Annotated in this window: 16 protein-coding genes and 1 other annotated feature; of the genes, 14 read left to right on the forward strand and 2 right to left on the reverse strand. The window is 33.3% G+C overall.

Annotated features, from left to right (window positions below; translation table 11 throughout):
• Positions 1 to 136 precede the first annotated feature (136 nt).
• The gene (locus LB941_RS09800; RefSeq protein ID WP_253361678.1) at positions 137 to 979 is read left to right on the forward strand and encodes a MurR/RpiR family transcriptional regulator; all 843 of its coding nucleotides are present in this window, start codon (positions 137 to 139) and stop codon (positions 977 to 979) included.
• Between the two features lie 320 nt (positions 980 to 1,299).
• Here LB941_RS09800 and fakB read toward each other — a convergent pair whose 3' ends face one another.
• A complete protein-coding gene (fakB, locus tag LB941_RS09805) occupies positions 1,300 to 2,166 on the reverse strand; it encodes a DegV family protein (protein WP_253361681.1) in 867 nt (288 codons plus the stop codon).
• Between the two features lie 185 nt (positions 2,167 to 2,351).
• Between fakB and LB941_RS09810 the strand changes: the two genes are divergently transcribed.
• The 3 genes from LB941_RS09810 (at position 2,352) to LB941_RS09820 (ending at position 4,699) form a co-directional block, all read left to right on the forward strand.
• Entirely contained in the window at positions 2,352 to 3,167 is an 816-nt protein-coding gene (locus tag LB941_RS09810; RefSeq protein WP_253361683.1) for a Cof-type HAD-IIB family hydrolase, read from the forward strand.
• Between the two features lie 93 nt (positions 3,168 to 3,260).
• Positions 3,261 to 3,578, forward strand: coding sequence for a thioredoxin (trxA, locus tag LB941_RS09815; protein WP_253361685.1), 318 nt, complete (start codon positions 3,261 to 3,263; stop codon positions 3,576 to 3,578).
• Between the two features lie 248 nt (positions 3,579 to 3,826).
• Positions 3,827 to 4,699 (forward strand): DegV family protein, encoded by an 873-nt coding sequence (locus LB941_RS09820; RefSeq protein ID WP_253361687.1) that lies wholly within the window; start codon positions 3,827 to 3,829, stop codon positions 4,697 to 4,699.
• A gap of 122 nt (positions 4,700 to 4,821) precedes the next feature.
• Here the strand turns inward: LB941_RS09820 and LB941_RS09825 are convergent, their stop codons facing one another.
• Positions 4,822 to 6,009 carry an amidohydrolase family protein gene (locus LB941_RS09825; RefSeq protein WP_253361689.1) on the reverse strand — a complete coding sequence of 396 codons (1,188 nt, stop codon included), beginning with the start codon at positions 6,007 to 6,009 and terminating at the stop codon, positions 4,822 to 4,824.
• A gap of 153 nt (positions 6,010 to 6,162) precedes the next feature.
• Between LB941_RS09825 and LB941_RS09830 the strand changes: the two genes are divergently transcribed.
• The 10 genes from LB941_RS09830 (at position 6,163) to LB941_RS09875 (ending at position 17,736) form a co-directional block, all read left to right on the forward strand.
• On the forward strand, positions 6,163 to 6,666 hold the full coding sequence (locus tag LB941_RS09830) for a phosphatidylglycerophosphatase A family protein (protein WP_253361691.1): 504 nt from the start codon (positions 6,163 to 6,165) through the stop codon (positions 6,664 to 6,666).
• Positions 6,667 to 6,952: 286 nt separating this feature from the next.
• Positions 6,953 to 7,179, forward strand: a binding site (T-box leader).
• A 74-nt stretch (positions 7,180 to 7,253) separates the two neighbouring features.
• Positions 7,254 to 8,387, forward strand: a complete 1,134-nt coding sequence (locus tag LB941_RS09835; protein WP_253361693.1) for a 5-methyltetrahydropteroyltriglutamate--homocysteine S-methyltransferase — start codon at positions 7,254 to 7,256, stop codon at positions 8,385 to 8,387.
• A gap of 23 nt (positions 8,388 to 8,410) precedes the next feature.
• A complete protein-coding gene (locus LB941_RS09840; RefSeq protein WP_253361695.1) occupies positions 8,411 to 9,262 on the forward strand; it encodes a MetQ/NlpA family ABC transporter substrate-binding protein in 852 nt (283 codons plus the stop codon).
• Positions 9,263 to 9,275: 13 nt separating this feature from the next.
• The gene (locus LB941_RS09845; protein WP_253361697.1) at positions 9,276 to 10,601 is read left to right on the forward strand and encodes a CapA family protein; all 1,326 of its coding nucleotides are present in this window, start codon (positions 9,276 to 9,278) and stop codon (positions 10,599 to 10,601) included.
• 399 nt (positions 10,602 to 11,000) lie between these two features.
• The gene (arcA, locus tag LB941_RS09850; RefSeq protein WP_253361699.1) at positions 11,001 to 12,233 is read left to right on the forward strand and encodes an arginine deiminase; all 1,233 of its coding nucleotides are present in this window, start codon (positions 11,001 to 11,003) and stop codon (positions 12,231 to 12,233) included.
• Positions 12,234 to 12,255: 22 nt separating this feature from the next.
• Positions 12,256 to 13,257, forward strand: coding sequence for an ornithine carbamoyltransferase (gene argF / locus LB941_RS09855; protein WP_253361711.1), 1,002 nt, complete (start codon positions 12,256 to 12,258; stop codon positions 13,255 to 13,257).
• 23 nt (positions 13,258 to 13,280) lie between these two features.
• Positions 13,281 to 14,219, forward strand: coding sequence for a carbamate kinase (arcC, locus tag LB941_RS09860; protein ID WP_253361701.1), 939 nt, complete (start codon positions 13,281 to 13,283; stop codon positions 14,217 to 14,219).
• Between the two features lie 101 nt (positions 14,220 to 14,320).
• Positions 14,321 to 15,745 (forward strand): arginine-ornithine antiporter, encoded by a 1,425-nt coding sequence (arcD, locus tag LB941_RS09865; protein WP_253361703.1) that lies wholly within the window; start codon positions 14,321 to 14,323, stop codon positions 15,743 to 15,745.
• Positions 15,746 to 15,786: 41 nt separating this feature from the next.
• Entirely contained in the window at positions 15,787 to 16,251 is a 465-nt protein-coding gene (locus tag LB941_RS09870; RefSeq protein ID WP_253361705.1) for an arginine repressor, read from the forward strand.
• A gap of 75 nt (positions 16,252 to 16,326) precedes the next feature.
• On the forward strand, positions 16,327 to 17,736 hold the full coding sequence (locus tag LB941_RS09875; RefSeq protein WP_253361707.1) for a basic amino acid/polyamine antiporter: 1,410 nt from the start codon (positions 16,327 to 16,329) through the stop codon (positions 17,734 to 17,736).
• Positions 17,737 to 17,846: the final 110 nt, after the last annotated feature.

The raw sequence follows: 17,846 nt of genomic DNA on the forward strand, positions 1-17,846 counted from the left end.
ATGGTAAAAAAATTCTGATTATTATCAACTTGTGAAAATTATTATCATAATAAGAAAGAGAATCATGAATGTTTTTTACATCTCTATTATATATGAAATCGATTACATTGCAAGACTTTTTTAGGAGGTAACTATTATGGAAAGTAAGATTAGTGAACGAATTATAAAAAAATATCCGAAAATGGGGGAGAGTAGCAAACGGTTAGCTGATTATATTGTTAAGAATTCAACTCAAATAACAGAACAAACTTTAGCGCAATTAGCTGAGAATAGTAATGTTTCTTTGGCAACAGTTTCGAGATTCGCTAAAGATATGGGATATCACAGCTTCTCACAATTTAAATGGGCTCTAAGTAATCAAGTAGAGAAGAATGTGACTGCAATAGAAGAGATTTCAGAAGAAGATTCGCCGAAAGCGGTTGTGAAAAAGGTATTGAGTGCCAACATTGAGACATTAACAGAAACATTTGATTTAATGGATGATAAGGATTTATATCTTGCTAGGGACTTAATTGTTAATGCAAGAAGTCTATCTTTTTTTGGAATGGGTGGTTCAAATATTGTTGCATTTGATGCATATCATCGTTTCTTACGAGTACCATTACCGGTTTTATATAACACAGAGTATCATATGGCATTGATGCAAGCCTCAAAGTTAAATGGGCAGGATTGTGCCATTATTATTTCACACACAGGCAGTAATAAAGATACTTTAATAATTGCTGAGACATTGAAGAAAAAGAAGGTTCCAATGATTATTATTACGAGTACACCTAAATCGACATTAACAAATTATGGAGACGTATGCTTCTTTTCAATCTCTAAAGCATTACATTATAGATCTAAGGCATTTCTTTCGATGACGTCACAATTAGCAATTACAGAATGTTTATATATGGTTACTGCTCAATACTTTGGAAAGAATGCAGATAATGTTTTTGATAATTTACAAGATACAATAACTAAAAGACATAGTTAAGAATGGAGAATTGTATTTTCTAGATAGATGGATTTGAATTTATAGAAAAGGTAACGCAAAAAAAGCCCAAGACAAAAGTCTTGAGCTCTCACAAAGATGGGAAAAACCCAATCTTCAAAAGGAATAGGCACAACTACTAATGGGGATTAGATAGTTGTTTTTCATTTACTTATAGGGGGGAGCAAATGAAAGAGTTGTTTTACTAGGTTATGAGCATATAATAGAGCTAATACTTTAAGAATTGCTTAACTAAAGAGAAACAATTCTTAAAGAAAAATCTTTTTTTGGAAAAGATTTATTTGTAACTAGAAAGTAAACAATTATTTGTTACTTGCAGGTTCTGCTTTTTCTGCAAGTGTAATAATACCCACAGCATTTAGACCAGTATGAGTCATAATAATAGGACTTGTTAACGCTTCAAGTGGACGAATATTACTACCCTCAGGTAAAATGGTATCGGCTAATTTCTTTAAAAAATCGGAATCTGTTCCAACATTAGAAAGACTCATAGATTTGATAGGGTTGCTTAAATGGCGTTCAGCAATCTCTTTTGCATGTTTTAAGAAGAGCTTACGACTTCTTCCTTTGGAATACATATCTAGACTATTTTCACGTAAACGAACAATAACCTTTAAATTAATTAGTTTAGTCAGCATACCAGCCATTTTGCTGACGCGACCACCAGCGACTAAACAATCAAGATTATCAATTAAAACATCAGTTGTTGTTCGTTGGTGGATGTCTTTACAATGAGCAATAATATCATCAACAGATTTACCAGCAGCAATATCTTTAGCTGCAGCCAAGACTTGAAAGGCTAGTCCACGGTCAGTGGCTTTACTGTTGATAACAGTAACTTTGGTATCGGTCATACTTGCAGCTGTTTTAGCTGTTTCACAAGTACCACTTAAAACATCAGACATCATAATAGCGATAACTTCGCTACCATCAGCACCAAGGGAATCATATGCTTCAACAAAACGTCCTACAGCTGGCTGACTGGTTTTTGGAATATTTCCTTGACGAAGTTGGTCAACTAATTCTTCACGTGAAATTTCTTCACCATCTACATAGCTATGACCGTTAATTTCAACAGAAAGTGGAATAATGGTAATATCATAATTTTCTTTTTCTTCCTGAGTTAATTGAATAGAAGAATCTGTTAGAATTTTGAGCGTTGTTGTCATTTTAAAAGCTCCTTGATTTTTCTTATATTTCTTAATGTTAAGTATATTATAAACCAAATAGTATGTAAGTCAAAAGTATTTAGATTTTTAGTCTAGGTCTAAGTTAACTGCATAACTTGATTTATTGGTACAAATAAGCTAAATTAGATGTGAGTGAAAACGATTAATTTAAGGAGTATACAACTATGTATAAGATGATAACTTGCGATATGGATGAAACATTATTAAGTGATAAACGTGAAATAACCCCTAAAACAGTAGCAGCGATAAAAAAAGCAGTGGCAGCTGGTGTTTATTTTGTGCCAAATACAGGGCGTAACTTTTTAACGATTCAAGATAACTTAGAAACGCTAGGACTACTGCAGAAAAAAGGGCAATACGTTATTTCATTTAATGGAGGAGCTATTGTCGAAAATGCGGATTTAAAAGTTTTAATGACACAAGCTATTCCATTTGAAACAGCACGTGCTTTATGGGAAATAGGTTATAAAAAGGGTTACTGTACACATATTTATACTGTAGACAAATTATATATATGGAATCCAACTAAAACAGATAGTGATTACTTAACTGGTAGAGTTGATGGTTGGGAAGAACCTAAAGAAGAAGTAACGATGCTTGCAAAGACACCTATTGTCAAAGTGTTGTTTGAAATTTCAGATGAAAATAAGCGAGTTGAAATGCAAAGTTATATTGAAGAAAAAATAACTGCAAATTTGAACATTACATTTTCATCTGATCGTTATATTGAATTTAATGATACCAATGCCACTAAAGGCAAAGCAACGCAATTGTTAGCTGAAAAATTGGGAATTAAGATGGAAGAAGTAATTGCTGTTGGTGATAATGGTAATGATTTATCCATGATTGAGGCGAGCGGGTTAGGTGTATGTATGCAAAACGGACGTGATTTTGTAAAGGCCAAGGCACAATATGTAACTGAAAATGATAATAATAATGATGGTGTTGCAGAAATCATTCAAAAGTTTATCCTGAATTGATGCAGATATTTTGCACATATACTATAATTTAGAAGACGAGTCTTAAAAAAATAAGTAAAGCTCTAAATTATGGAAGATAGCGAGGAAATTTTGTTGGCAAAAAAACTAACTGCGAAAAATATACAGCAAGAAGTTAGTAAAGGTCTGGTATTAGTTGATTTTTGGGCCGATTGGTGTAATCCGTGTAAGATGATGAATCCAGTATTAGATGAACTTGAAAAAAAATATCATGGGCAGATAAAGTTTGCAAAAGTAGATGTTGAAAAAAATAGAGATGTAGCATTAAAATACGATGTTATGAGTATCCCAACTTTACTCTTATTTAAAGATGGGATAGCAAAGGAAAAAATTAGTGGTTATCGTTCACAAATAGCAATGGAGCAATATCTAGATAGTAAATTGAGCAAGTAGTGTAAGCGCTAGGTGCCTTTTATTTAGTAATGGCTAATCTTAACTAAGATTTATACTTATTGATAAAAAAACGATTCGGATAGGTATATAATCTAATTTTAAGAGGGTGAAATGTAATGAATACATTGCTGTAATTAGCGAGTTGATAACTTTTATAGAAACAATTATTAGTAAAAATATGGTAGTATTAATGGGTGAGCAATTTGGTTTCTCATGAACTATATGAAAATTATTAGTAGGAGACACATATGCGAATCGCAATTTTAACAGATAGTGCGGCAAATCTAAGCCAAACAGTCATAGAAACTTTAAATATTAATGTAATTTCTGTTCCAATTGTGATAAATGGAACAACTTATCGAGAAGATGTTGATTTAACTTTTGAAGAATACAAAAAATTGGTTGAGCAAGACGAGACCACACCTACTGTAGCGCAATTGACAGTCGAAGAGTTAGCTAGTAGATTAAAGCAGATAGCTGCCGAAGGTTACGATGCGGTTTTGGGTATCCATTCAGCTAGCGGGCTAAGTACTTTAGGCTCCCACTTACGTGCATGTGGTGAATTAGTTGATAATTTAGCAATATACACATTTGATACACAAGCTATAGGCTTAGTGCAAGGACAGATAGCTCAAGCAGCAGCTTTGTTAGTAGCAAAGGGTGATAGTATTGAGATGATTATCGAGAAACTTACACGTTTGCGTGATCAAACACAAACATTTATTTCATTAGATGACTTACGGACATTGACAAAAACAGGTTATATTTCAAATGGAGCTTCACCATTTAGTAACTTATTGTTACCAGTTAAAACAATCCTTTATATTAACAAAGAAGGTCAATTAGAGGCACTAAACACGCAAGTCCGTAGCAAAAAAGCATATGAGGAATTACAGAGCTGGATTTTTTCGGTTTATGATAATTATGAAGATAAAATGCGGTTGACAATTATGGGTGATTACGAGAGTAAGGAATTTCAAGAGCAGTGGGCGCCTAATTTGCAAATTGATTTTCCAAAAGCCCATTTCACATATGGTAAGCTATCACCATCGATAGCCGTACACATGGGAGTTAAAAGCTTTGTAGTAAGTTGGGGTTTAGACTGGAAACAGTTGCAATAAAGGTTTAAAAATAATGCTATAGGTAGCGTAAAGCGCTAAAAAAGGCAAGCAATGATTTTTTGCTTGCCCTTTTGTTTGTTGTAGATACACGACTATTGTGAAACGTACTTACATTCAGATGTTTAAAATTCACGAATACCATGTAGATAGACTTGTTTATCAAGTTGTTTTACAGCAGTGACATCGACTAAGGGGTTGTTCTTTAAAACCAAAAAGTCAGCGAATCTGCCAGTTTCAAGAGTTCCATACTCGGATTCAATTTGGCAGAGTTTAGCCGAATTGATAGATGAACATTTAAATGCCTCAGCGGGTGTCATCCCTAGTTTAGTTAATAGTTCAAACTCAGCTGGTGTTTTATCAAAGTCATTGAAGACAGTGCCGGCATCTGTACCACAAGTAAATTTAACCCCAAGTTTATAGGCTAAAGATAAGTTTTGATAGGTATCATCAAGGGCATCAGCAGCCTTTTTTAATTCCCATTCTGGAATTTTGCCTTTACCAAACTGTGGAATAACCCATTCAGCGATTAGAGTTGGTGTTAAATAGGTATCTTGAGCCAGCATTTGTTGAGCTTCTTTTTTGGTGACATAAAAACCGTGTTCGATGGAATCAGCTTTGGCATCAAGTGCGTTTTGGATTCCGGGGTTTCCTTCAGCATGGACGGAAACTTTTTTATGTTTGTGATGAGCCTCAATGACACCAGCACGCATTTCTGCGGTAGATAGCTGAGGATCTTCCATGAAGTCACTAGGTGTCATCACACCGCCAGTGGCAACCATTTTTATAGTTTGAGCACCTTTTTTTAATCCTTTTCTAACAGCTTTACGCATTTCATCGGCAGAATCAACACGATATGCTGCGTGTGGAGCATCTCCATGGCCGCCTGTCATAACAAAAAGCCGCCCAGAAGGTAAAATTGTTGGAATATGATGGAGCACACCTTTTTGCTGCATTTTACTTAATTCGATATCAATATCATAAAGACAGCCACATTCACGAATGAAAGTCACACCAGATTTAAGGAGTTTTCTCAAATGCTGATATGCTAGTATGGTAGTTTCAACTTTAGACTTTCCAAAACCACCATCAAAAGCTGTTGGATCTAGACTAATATGAGTATGGACATTGATAAGACCTGGCATAACGTATTGACCAGCTAAATCAATTTCCAAATCATTTTGTGGAATTGCTCCAGAGCCGACGTCAGTTATTTTTCCAGTAGCTTGATCTACAGCTATCCAGGCATCATTAATGTTTTTCGTTCTTTTGCCGTCAAATAATGTTAAGTTTTTGAAAATAGTTACTGTCATATAATGCACCTTCTTGTATTTAAGTGTTTTTTATTATACCTTGTAGTTAGATGTAATTCAAAGTAAGTTGTAATAAATATAATAAGTAAATGGTTTTAATTTAGAGTAAAGCAGGCGAAAATAGCTTATTATGTAATGGAAAGGAAGATTATTATGAGAAACGAACAATTTAAGTATCCGGATGGAGCGTCATATGATTTTGTCATAGCGTATTTCAAGAAAAAAGGAGTAACCACTGAAGATATTGCGGCAATAACATATAGTATTCAACGGCAATATATATCAGATCTTGAGATTGAAGAAGTTTATGATGCGGTTAATGATGTTTTGCATAAGCGTGAGGTTTTAAATAATGCAATGGTTGGAATTGCACTTGACCAATTAGCAACGAAAAAGCAGCTTCCTGAACCATTACAGAGTATCGTTGAAAATGATAGTGGTGTTTTCGGTGTTGATGAATTATTAGCCGAAGGAGGAATTTCTGGAATCTACGGCAAAATTGCTACGACAAATTTTGGTTATTTAGATAAAGAAAAACATGGAATCATTAAGCAACTTGACCAAAATGATGATAATGGTGTAAATACCTTTTTAGATGATATAATTGCTGCCTTAGCTGCAGCAGCTGGTGCAAAGATTGCACATGCACATGCGTAATTAATGCTAGTAAGTATACTTAATGGATGGGCTACTTTAAAGAGTAGTCTATTTTTTTGCAATATAAGTAATTTAGATATAACAAAATTAGCATTAAAAACAAGAAAAGTTGATTAGTGATTATTAAAAAATGGTGTCAATAGATATATCGTGAATTTAAAGGTATAAAAAATATTTTTTAATATATAGGTTATTATAAAGCTTTCTATAGAACTGTTGTTATAAAAAGTATTGACATAAAAAATGATTAGTATTACAATTTGATTAAGTTATATAAGCGAATGATAAAAAACTTGTGAGAAGAAGAGTAGTTGTAAGAAACAATTTTCAGAGAACCTGAATTAGCTGAAATCAGGTATTGTAGATGACGACGAAGATGAGCTTTGAGAAAGTAACAGTTAGTGGTTGCTAACTGTTCGGTAGGAACCGTTAGCTTCCCAGGTATGATTGTACTGTTGAGGCGCTATTAATTTAGCGTAAATAAGGGTGGTAACGCGGATATTCGCCCCTTACTTGTTGTAATAAATGAGTAGGGGGCTTTTTGTTTGCTTAAAATAACCAAATATTAACAAAGGATGGGGTAGATTATGACTAGCACAGTAGTAGAAGAAAAATTGCATTATGATATTGTCGGGAGTTTTCTTAGACCAGAGAAATTAAAACAAGCACGAAAGGATTATACTGCTGAAAAAATAACGAAAGAACAGTTAAGGAATATTGAAGATACAGCGATTCGTGATTTAGTTGCTAAAGAAAAAGAAAATGGATTAAGAATTGTAACAGATGGCGAATTTCGGCGTAGTTGGTGGCACTTAGATACATTTTGGGGTTTTTCAGGAATTGAGCATGTTACTAGTAAGCAAGGGTATAGCTTTCATGATGAGGAAACTAGAGCGGAATCGGCTAGAGTTATTGGAAAAATTAAATTTTCTGCAGATCATCCAGATGTTGCTGCTTATAAATTTCTACATGATTTGACAGCCAATGATGAGGATATTACAGCTCGTCAAAGTATACCAGCACCTGCACAGTTCTATGCTGAATTAGTTAGAGGAGAAGAAAATGTAGCAGCTTTACGAGAGGTGTATCCTGATGATACTGAGTTGATTGTTGATATTGGAAATGCATATAGAGGATTATATTTGGCTTTATATGACGCCGGTTGTCGTGACATTAAGATTGATGATTGTACATGGGGGATGGTAGTTGATAATAAGTTCTGGGCAACAATGGCAAATGGAGAATTTGATCGCGAAACTTTGCAAAAATTATATTTGGCGGTTAATAATGCTTCTTTAGTTGATTTACCGGAGGACTTACGGATTAGCACACACGTTTGTCGTGGTAATTATCATTCGACATGGGCAACTTCAGGTGGCTATGCTCCAGTAGCAGACTATTTATTTGCTAAAGAAAAGGTTCAAGCATTTTATTTGGAATTTGACGATAATCGCTCAGGGGATTTTGCTCCTCTGGCAGCTGTTCCGGATAATAAAAAAATTGTATTAGGCTTAGTAACTAGTAAAAAACCTGAACTAGAAGAAACACAAAGTTTAATTGCCAGAGTTAAAGAAGCTACACAATATGTTCCATTAGAAAACTTGGAATTGAGTACGCAGTGTGGTTTTGCTTCAACTGAAGAAGGAAATAAACTAACAGAAGAACAACAATGGGCAAAAATTCGATTAGTAGTTGAAACTGCCAAAAAAATATGGGGATAGATAATTAAGGAGAAAACGCAAGTATGAAGAAAAAAACAACCATTATTGGAATATTGGCTGTAATTGTTTTAGCAGCTATATTTATATTTACAAGTCAACACAAAAAAACGACAGAAAAGATTGTTTTAGGATCACAGGGAACTGATACTCAAGTGTGGGAGTATATAGCTAAGAGTAAAGAAGCTAAGAAAATGGGTTTAAAAATTACAGTAAAAGACTTTACAGATTCTGCGTCATTAGATAGAGCTACAGCTGAAGGAAAACTTGATGTTAATGCCTTTCAATCATATGCATATCTTGTTACATACAACAAACAAAATAAAAATAGTAAGTTAGTTGCTTTAGGCACAACATATATTCAACCAATGGGTTTATATTCAAAAAAGTATACTAAATTGAAAGATATTCCTTCGGGGTCAACTTTAGCAATTGCTAATGATGCTGCAGCTGAGAGTAGAGGGCTAAAATTATTAGAATCAGCAGGATTGATCACATTAAAAAAACATGGTGTTAATGATTTGGTTAATATAAAAGATATTAAGTCTAATCCTAAAAATTTTAAAATTAAAACTGTGCTTTCGACTAGTGCACCAAATATTTTGAATGATAACAGTGTTGCAGCTGTAGTAATTGATAATAATACTGCACAAGAGGCGGGACTTAATGTATTTAAAGATTCAATTTATCATGAAAAAATAGAACAGAACACTAAAGCTAATGTAAATGTAATAGTTACAGCTAAGAAAAATGAGAATAATTCCCAATATAAGAAATTAGTCAAACTATATCATAAAAAATCAATTCAAAAGTATATTAAGAAAAAATTTCCAGCTAAAGTTGAAGTAAAGAAAAATATTAAATACTTAACAAACTAGAAGGGAAGAATAGATGAAAATTTCAATTACTGGTGATAGTTTATTTTCGAGTCGCAATATAAGTCAACGTATAGATGAAAAAATTGCTACATCTTTGAAATCAGCAGATGTTAATTTTACTAATGCTGAATTTTGTACACCGCAAGTAGATACACCTCCGGCTGCAGGTCGAGGTTATGTAACAGCTGTTAGAGAAAACAAGCTCGATGAGTTAAAAAAACTGGGTTTTAACTTAATAAATTTTGCGAATAATCATACAGGTGATTTTGGAGTTAAGGGAATCTTAGATACGATTCAAGCGGCCGAAAAAAGAAATATTGATCCGATTGGGATAGGTCGTAGTTTAGATGAAGTACATTTACCCAAGTTTTACGATACCAAAACAGGAAGAATCGGAATAGTAGCTGCGGCCACTACACGTTCAGAGGTATTTTTAGCAAGTAACGCTGGAAACGGTGTTCCAGCTAGACCAGGACTTAATCCATTACGTTGGGATCGTACTTATATTGTTCCAGAGGATGCATTTGGAACAATTAAAAATTTTAGTCAACAATTAGGTCTAACACAAAGTATTGAAGTAGGGACTAGAATCGAACGGTGGCAGCAGTTACCAAATTATGAATTATACTTAGGTTCTATGTATCAGGAAAAGCTGCATTTTAAAGAAGGAGATAAGTATAAAGTTGAAACAGTACCAAATCAAGAAGATCTGAATAATATTGTTAGACAAATAGCTGATGCAAAAAAACGGGCGCATTTTGTTGTTTTTAGTTTACACACACATGAAGGTATTAATGAGAATTGGTATGCTGATGAGCCAGCGGAGTTTGTGAAACAAGCCGCATACCAGGCAATAGATGCAGGGGCTGATATTGTAATTGGCCATGGTGCCCATTTTTTGAGGGGAATCGAACTTTATCATAAAAAACCAATTTTCTATAATTTAGGTAGTTTTTTAATGGAATTCGAAGCAGGAGAATCAATTATCCCCCCTGAAATGTATCAAGCTTATCAACTGCAAACCAATTCATTGCCATCAGATTTACATCAAATGAGAGCTTATGATAATGGAGAACTAGCAGGTTTTAACAGCGATGAAATTTTTTCAATGGGTTTTGTTTTATCCGTTGACTATACAGAAAAAAACAAGCAACCGGAATATGGACTACTACCAATAGATTTAAGAATGGCAAACGAAGACTCTTTGAAAAGAGGTATTCCAGTAGTTGCCAAGAAAGATTTAGCACAACGCATGCTCAAGCGGATACAAAAACTAAGCTTAGATTTAGGAACAAAAATTGAGTATGACACTACATCAGGTAAATTAAACTTTAGATAGAACTAAATAAAAAAGATGAATTACGTAAGTTCAAAGTGTATAAAGATAACACTTAGGATAGACACGTAGTTCATCTTTTTTTAATTTCCAATTTCCAATTTAATTTTTCAAAAATTACTAATTATAAAACTTGTGAAAAGAAGCACAATCAATAACGATAAATAATTAAAATGAGCAATTTAATAAAAACTTTATAAAAAAATCTTTATACAAATTTTATACAAGCCGTTAATAAAAATAGTTGTTATTGACATTTTAATGAATAAAACTAAAAAATATACATTTGTATAAATAACAGTTTTCTTAGTTAAAAAGTCTTGTTAAATAAAGGATTGACAACGCTTTCTCAGGTTAGTAACATAGGCATGTAATAAAATTTATGCAGGATGGTGATTGAAAATGGCAAGCCCAATTAATGTAAAATCAGAAATTGGAAAACTAAAAACGGTTATTTTAAAACGACCGGGAAAGGAAATTGAAAATATTACTCCAGAGACAATGCCAAGGTTATTATTTGATGACATTCCATATTTACCAGTTGCTCAAAAAGAACATGATGAGTTTGCAGAAGTTTTAAGGGATACAGGAACAGAAGTACTTTATCTAGATGATTTAGTTGCAGAAGCACTTGTTGATAAGAACGTGAGACAAGAATTCCTACAAAGAATAATTAACGAATCAGGTTATGAAAATAGTGAAATTTCGGGTTCTTTAAATGATTATTTAAATAGTTTTGATGTTCCAACAATGCTCGAACATATTATGCAAGGAGTTAGGAAAGATGAAGTTGAGATTAAATCATTAGATTTGAAAGAAGTGTCAACAGATCAAAGTTATCCATTCCTAATGGATCCAATGCCTAACTTGTATTTTACGAGAGATCCAGCAGCTTCAATTGGTGAAGGATTGAGCATAAACCATATGACATTTAAAGCTAGACAAAGAGAATCATTATTTATGGAATATATAATAGCCCATAATAGTCGTTTTAAAGATAAAGGAGTAAATGTATGGCGAAACAGAAATCATGAAACACGAATTGAAGGTGGAGATGAATTAGTATTAAATAATCACGTCTTAGCTATTGGTGTTTCACAGCGAACTTCTGCAGAAGCAATTCAAGATATCGCTAATAATTTATTTAATGCTTCATCGGGATATGATACTGTGATTGCAATTAAAATACCACATAATCATGCAATGATGCATTTAGATACAGTTTTTACAATGATTAACTATGATCAATTTACAGTTCACCCTGCTATTTTAACTGAGGATGGTCAAGTAGACAGTTGGATTTTACATCCATCCGAAAATGGTGTGTCAATTGAACATCATCGTGATTTAAAAGAGGTACTTAAAAAGGCACTAGATCTAGATGATTTAGATTTAATACCAACAGGGAATGGCGATCCAATTGTAGCCCCAAGAGAGCAATGGAATGATGGATCGAACACCTTAGCAATTGCACCAGGCGAGGTTGTAACTTACAATCGAAATTATGTCTCAAATGAAGTTTTACGAAAACATGGCATAAAAGTTCACGAAGTTCTATCAAGTGAGCTTTCTAGAGGACGTGGTGGTCCACGTTGTATGTCAATGCCTATATATAGAGAAGATTTAACAAAATAGATTAATTATAAAAGGAGCGAATATTATGTTTAATGTACGTAATAAAGATTATCTAACACTTATGGACTATACACCACGTCAAATGGAATATCTATTAAATTTATCGGAAGATTTGAAAAAAGCAAAATATACAGGAACTGAACAACAAAAACTTAAGGGCAAAAATATCGCATTGATTTTTGAAAAAAGTTCAACAAGAACTAGGTGTTCATTTGAAGTTGCTGCATATGACCAAGGAGCTCATGTTACATATCTGGGACCATCAGGAAGTCATATGGGTTACAAAGAATCCGTTAAAGATACAGCTAGAGTACTAGGTGGAATGTACGATGGAATTGAATATCGAGGATTTTCACAAAGAACAGTAGAAACATTGGCTGAATACTCTGGTGTTCCAGTATGGAATGGCTTGACGGATGAAGATCATCCAACACAAGTATTAGCTGATTTCTTAACAGCTAAAGAGGTTTTAAAGAAAGAATACAAAGACATTAAATTTGCTTTTGTTGGTGATGGACAAGATAACGTGTCAAACGCTTTGATGATGGGAGCGGCCAAGATGGGAATGACATACCATGTAATTTGTCCAAAGGAATTAAATCCATCAAATGAATTAATTCAAAAAGTAAACGAAATAGCTGAAAAAACAGGAGCACATATTGAAGTATTCAATGATATTGATGCAGGAGTAGACGGAGTAGATGTAATATATGCTGATGTTTGGGTATCAATGGGTGAACCAGATAGTGTTTGGGAAGAAAGAATTAAATTATTAAAACCATATCAGGTGAATAAGGAATTAATGAAAAAAACAAATAATCCAAATACAATATTTGAACATTGTTTACCAGCCTTCCATAACACGGAAACAGGAGTCGGTAAAAAGATTGCAGATAAATATGGTATCACAGAAATGGAAGTAACAGATGAAGTATTTGAAAGCAGTCAGTCAGTTGTATTTCAAGAAGCAGAAAATCGTATGCACACAATTAAAGCGATAATGGTGGCTACATTGGGTGAATAACATAATTACTAGGAGGAGTGAAAATGAAGAAAATAGTTGTAGCATTAGGAGGAAATGCAATTTTATCCAAAGATGCTAGTGCTGATTCACAACAAGCTGCCATTTTAAAAACAGCTAAAGTTTTAGCTGAATTTATAAAAAAAGGACACAAACTTGTTATAGTTCACGGAAACGGTCCACAAGTTGGAAATTTGTTATTACAACAGGTAGCGGGCAGCACGGAAAAAAACCCGGTTATGCCATTAGATACAATTGGTGCAATGACAGAAGGTAGTATAGGGTATTGGTTACAGAAATCCTTAAGGCAAGTATTACAAGCTGAAAATATTGATAAAACTGTAGCAACTGTGGTTACGGAAACAGAAGTTTTACCAGATGACCCAGCTTTTAGTAATCCAACTAAACCAATTGGCCCTTTTTATACTAGAGAAGAAGCTTTAAAAGAAGAAAAAAGCAATCCCACATACACATTTGTAGAGGATTCCGGTCGTGGCTATAGGCGAGTTGTTGCTTCTCCTATTCCAACCAAAATTATTGAGTATCCAGTTGTTTCGATGATGTTGGAAAATGATATGATTCCAATCGCAGCTGGTGGTGGTGGTATTCCAGTATCTCAAAGTAGTGATGGTAAATATATTGGAAAAGAGGCTGTTGTTGATAAAGATTACGGTGCATCAAAATTAGCAACTAGTATTCATGCCGATGAATTAATTATTTTGACAGCTGTTGATTATGTATACGTTAATTTTAATAAACCAAATCAAAAAGCTCTTACACAAATTAAAGTTGATGAATTAAAAAAATACATTGCAGAAAATCAATTTGCAGCCGGAAGTATGTTACCTAAGATTAATGCAGCAATTGAATTTGTAGAACAAACAGGTGGAACAGCTGTTATTACCTCGTTGGATAAAGTAAACGAATTGTTAGATAAAGGAATTGGAACTAAAATAACAGCTTAACATATATGAGTAGATAAATAAGTTAATTGGATGGAGATCAGGTGAGTGAATGTTTTAGTTAGAACTTGATCTTCTTTTTTAGATTAGGGAAGTGAAAACTTATGAAAGATGATAAATTAAATTTAACAGCCTTAGTGGGTTTAGTTGTTGGTTCAATTATCGGTGGTGGAATATTCAACTTAATGAGTGATATGGCATCTTCTGCTTCAGCAGGATCAATTATTTTAGGCTGGATTATTACTGCTGTCGGAATGGTGATGCTTGCCTTATGTTTTCAGAATTTGAATATGAAGCGACCAGACTTAAATGCAGGTATTTATAGTTATGCTGAAGCAGGATTTGGTAAGTATATGGGATTCAATTCCGCATGGGGATATTGGATTTCAGCTTGGTTAGGAAATGTAGGGTATGCTACTTTATTAATGAGCTCTGTAGCATATTTTATGCCAATATTTAAAGATGGGCAAAATCTTTACTCAATCATTGTAGCATCGATAATTTTATGGGGTTGTCATTTTTTGATTTTGCAAGGAACAAAGTCTGCTTCATTTATTAATACAGTGTTAACAATTGCAAAACTAATTCCTATCGGAATATTTTTAGTGGTAATGTTTATTTCGTTTAAATTAGGCGTTTTTACAACAGACTTTTGGGGTACTGTTTCAGGAAACTTTGAATTAAAACCGGTATTATCACAAGTTAAAGGAACAATGTTGGTAACAGTTTGGGTGTTTATTGGAATAGAAGGAGCTGTTCTTTTTTCTGGAAGAGCTAAAAAAAGATCTGATGTTGGAAAGGCTACAATCTTAGGTATTGTTACAGTTATTTTAATATATATGTTAGTAACATTACTATCATTAGGTGTAATGACAAGACCAGAACTAGCTAAACTTCGTCAACCAGCAATGGCATATTTATTACAATCAATTGTTGGAAAATGGGGGGCAGTCCTTGTAAATTTAGGTTTAATTATTTCAGTTGTAGGTGCATGGCTATCATGGACAATGTTTGCTGGACAATTGCCTTATGAAGCAGCTAAAAATGAAACATTCCCTAAGTTTTTTGCAAAAGAAAATAGGAATGGAGCACCTGTTAATTCATTACTAGTTACAAATATACTAATTCAAATTTTCTTTTTTACCTATTTGATATCAAGTAGTGCGTATAACTTTTTCTATTCTTTGGCTAGTTCAGCTATTCTTATTCCATATGCATTTTCAGGATTCTATCAATTGAAATACTCTTTAAAAGAAGACAAAGAAGTTCCTGGAAGAACAATAAATATTATTATTGGAATAATTGCTAGTATCTATGCATGTTGGTTAGTTTATGCTGCTGGAATGAAATATTTATTGCTTACGACAGTTTTATTTGCACCAGGGATGGCTTTTTATTATGTGATGCAAAAAAAGGATAATCACGAAGAACATGCTTTCTCGAAAAGAGAATTATTAATATCCATTCTAATACTAGTTTGTGCTCTATGTGCGCTTTATTTAATTTTTACAGGAAAAATAACATTTTAATTACTTATTTTCTAAATTTTTAAAGCAAAGGAATGGTTATTTTGAAGCGAGACAAGCGAAGAAAGTTTATTGAACTAATAATTGTGCAAAACAAGGTTTCTACTCAAGAGGAATTAATAAATTTACTTAAGGAAAATGGAATTGAAACAACACAAGCAACTGTTTCAAGAGATATTCGAGAACTTAGCATTATAAAAGAGAGAGATGATAGCGGTAAAATCTGTTATAGACAACAGCGGGTAGATAAAAGAAAAGAAATTGAAAAATTATATCAAGCAATCGAGTTGTATGTATATAGTATACAATGTATTGAATGCATAAACGTAGTACATACTAGTCCAAATTATGCAAATGTTATAACAGCTATTTTAGATGGTGTTGAGCTAGTAGAGATTGTTGGCAGTATCGCAGGATATGATACAATATTTATTATTAGTAAAAATCAATCGGACGCAGATACTATAAACAAGCTTTTTAAAAAACATATTGATGCAATGTTGCAGTAATAAAAAAATGTACTGTGTTCAGTAGAGCTGTGATCAAAAAATGTTCACAGCTTTATTTATGGAAAGGATATATTGATGAAAAAAAAAGCTAAATCCAAGAAATTAGGATTAATTCCACTAGTCTCTATTGTTATAACATCAGCTTTAGGTTCAGGCATTTTTACTATAAATACAGTTCTTGCCAAAAGTGCAACAGCAGGTTCAATCATATTAGCATGGATTATAGTTGGAGTAGGAATACTTATGTTGGCTTTGTCTATAAATAATTTAGCTTTAAAACAGGCTGATTTACAAGGAATCTTTTCGTATGCACAAAATGGTTTTGGAGATTTTATAGGCTTTTTAAGTGGCTGGGGGTATTGGTTATCTGCATGTCTTGGAAACGTAGCATTTGCTATAATTCTAATGAGTTCTTTTGGCTTTTTTTCTTCAATATTTAAATCAGGTCAAAATCTAATTTCAATTGTAACAGCTAGTGTTATTTTATGGATATTAATTTTTGTAGTTATTCGAGGAGTAGAAAGCGCAGCAATTTTAAATACAATTATTACCTTTTGTAAGTTAGTCCCTTTAATATGCCTAATTGTGGCATGTATATATAATTTTAAATTTGGCTTATTTAATAACAACTTGTGGATGGAAAAGGGGACATTAGGTGGAAAGATTACCTTATATGAAGTTTGGAATCAGGTCAAGACATGCATGTTAACTATGGTTTGGGTTTTCGTTGGAATAGAAGGTGCTACAACTATGTCCGGACGTGCTAAAAAGAAAAAAGATACAGGTAAGGCAACTATCATTGGTATGCTTAGTTTATTAAGCCTATACGTTTTAGCATCAATTTTGCCATATGGATACTTGAGTAGACAGGAAATTTTAAGTTTTTCACAGCCAACTTCGCTATATATTTTTAAAGAAATGGTTGGAGATTGGGGCGCCCCCTTTATAGGTATTGGGATTATTATCTCAATTTTAGGAGCGTGGTTATCGTGGACGATGCTTCCAGCTGAAACTACTAGCATTATGGCTAAAAACAAATTGTTACCAAATTGCTTTGCAAAGGTTAACAGATATGGGGCGCCAACTCTTTCGTTAATAACAGAAGCAATTATGTGTCAAATATTTTTAATTATCGTTTATTTCTCTGAAAATGCATACAATTTAGCATATTCATTATGCACTTCATCTATAATAGTATGCTATTGTTTAGTGGGACTTTATCAAATAAAGATATCACTAAAAAGTAAAGAAGTGAAAAATGTAGTTATTGGAGCTGTAGCAGCAATATTTCAATTATTAGTGCTGTGTTTGGTAGGGCTAAAATATTTATTATTTTGCTTTGTTGCATATTTGCCCGGGCTGATATTATTTATTTGGAATAGGAAAAACAATAAAATTAGTTATACTAAAGCTGAATTAATTGGAATTGCGGCTCTTATTATGATTGGAATATATGGGATAACCTTGATACCTAGCTTTCTTTAAATAGAGTTGTACTAATAAGTAAATAAATAGTTCAGTAAGCATCCACCAGCATAGCTGGTGGCTTTTTTATAGCCCTAGAAGGGCTTGGGCCAACGCAAATAGCCCCTTTA

Source organism: Ligilactobacillus ubinensis, assembly GCF_024160875.1.
GTDB lineage: Bacteria > Bacillota > Bacilli > Lactobacillales > Lactobacillaceae > Ligilactobacillus > Ligilactobacillus ubinensis.

Coding starts and splice junctions, on each gene's coding strand:
- LB941_RS09800 (WP_253361678.1), top strand. CDS start 137: ATGGAAAGTAAGATTAGTGAACGAATTATAAAAAAATATCCGAAAATG.
- fakB (WP_253361681.1), bottom strand. CDS start 2,166: ATGACAACAACGCTCAAAATTCTAACAGATTCTTCTATTCAATTAACT.
- LB941_RS09810 (WP_253361683.1), top strand. CDS start 2,352: ATGTATAAGATGATAACTTGCGATATGGATGAAACATTATTAAGTGAT.
- LB941_RS09820 (WP_253361687.1), top strand. CDS start 3,827: ATGCGAATCGCAATTTTAACAGATAGTGCGGCAAATCTAAGCCAAACA.
- LB941_RS09825 (WP_253361689.1), bottom strand. CDS start 6,009: ATGACAGTAACTATTTTCAAAAACTTAACATTATTTGACGGCAAAAGA.
- LB941_RS09830 (WP_253361691.1), top strand. CDS start 6,163: ATGAGAAACGAACAATTTAAGTATCCGGATGGAGCGTCATATGATTTT.
- LB941_RS09835 (WP_253361693.1), top strand. CDS start 7,254: ATGACTAGCACAGTAGTAGAAGAAAAATTGCATTATGATATTGTCGGG.
- LB941_RS09840 (WP_253361695.1), top strand. CDS start 8,411: ATGAAGAAAAAAACAACCATTATTGGAATATTGGCTGTAATTGTTTTA.
- LB941_RS09845 (WP_253361697.1), top strand. CDS start 9,276: ATGAAAATTTCAATTACTGGTGATAGTTTATTTTCGAGTCGCAATATA.
- arcA (WP_253361699.1), top strand. CDS start 11,001: ATGGCAAGCCCAATTAATGTAAAATCAGAAATTGGAAAACTAAAAACG.
- arcC (WP_253361701.1), top strand. CDS start 13,281: ATGAAGAAAATAGTTGTAGCATTAGGAGGAAATGCAATTTTATCCAAA.
- arcD (WP_253361703.1), top strand. CDS start 14,321: ATGAAAGATGATAAATTAAATTTAACAGCCTTAGTGGGTTTAGTTGTT.
- LB941_RS09875 (WP_253361707.1), top strand. CDS start 16,327: ATGAAAAAAAAAGCTAAATCCAAGAAATTAGGATTAATTCCACTAGTC.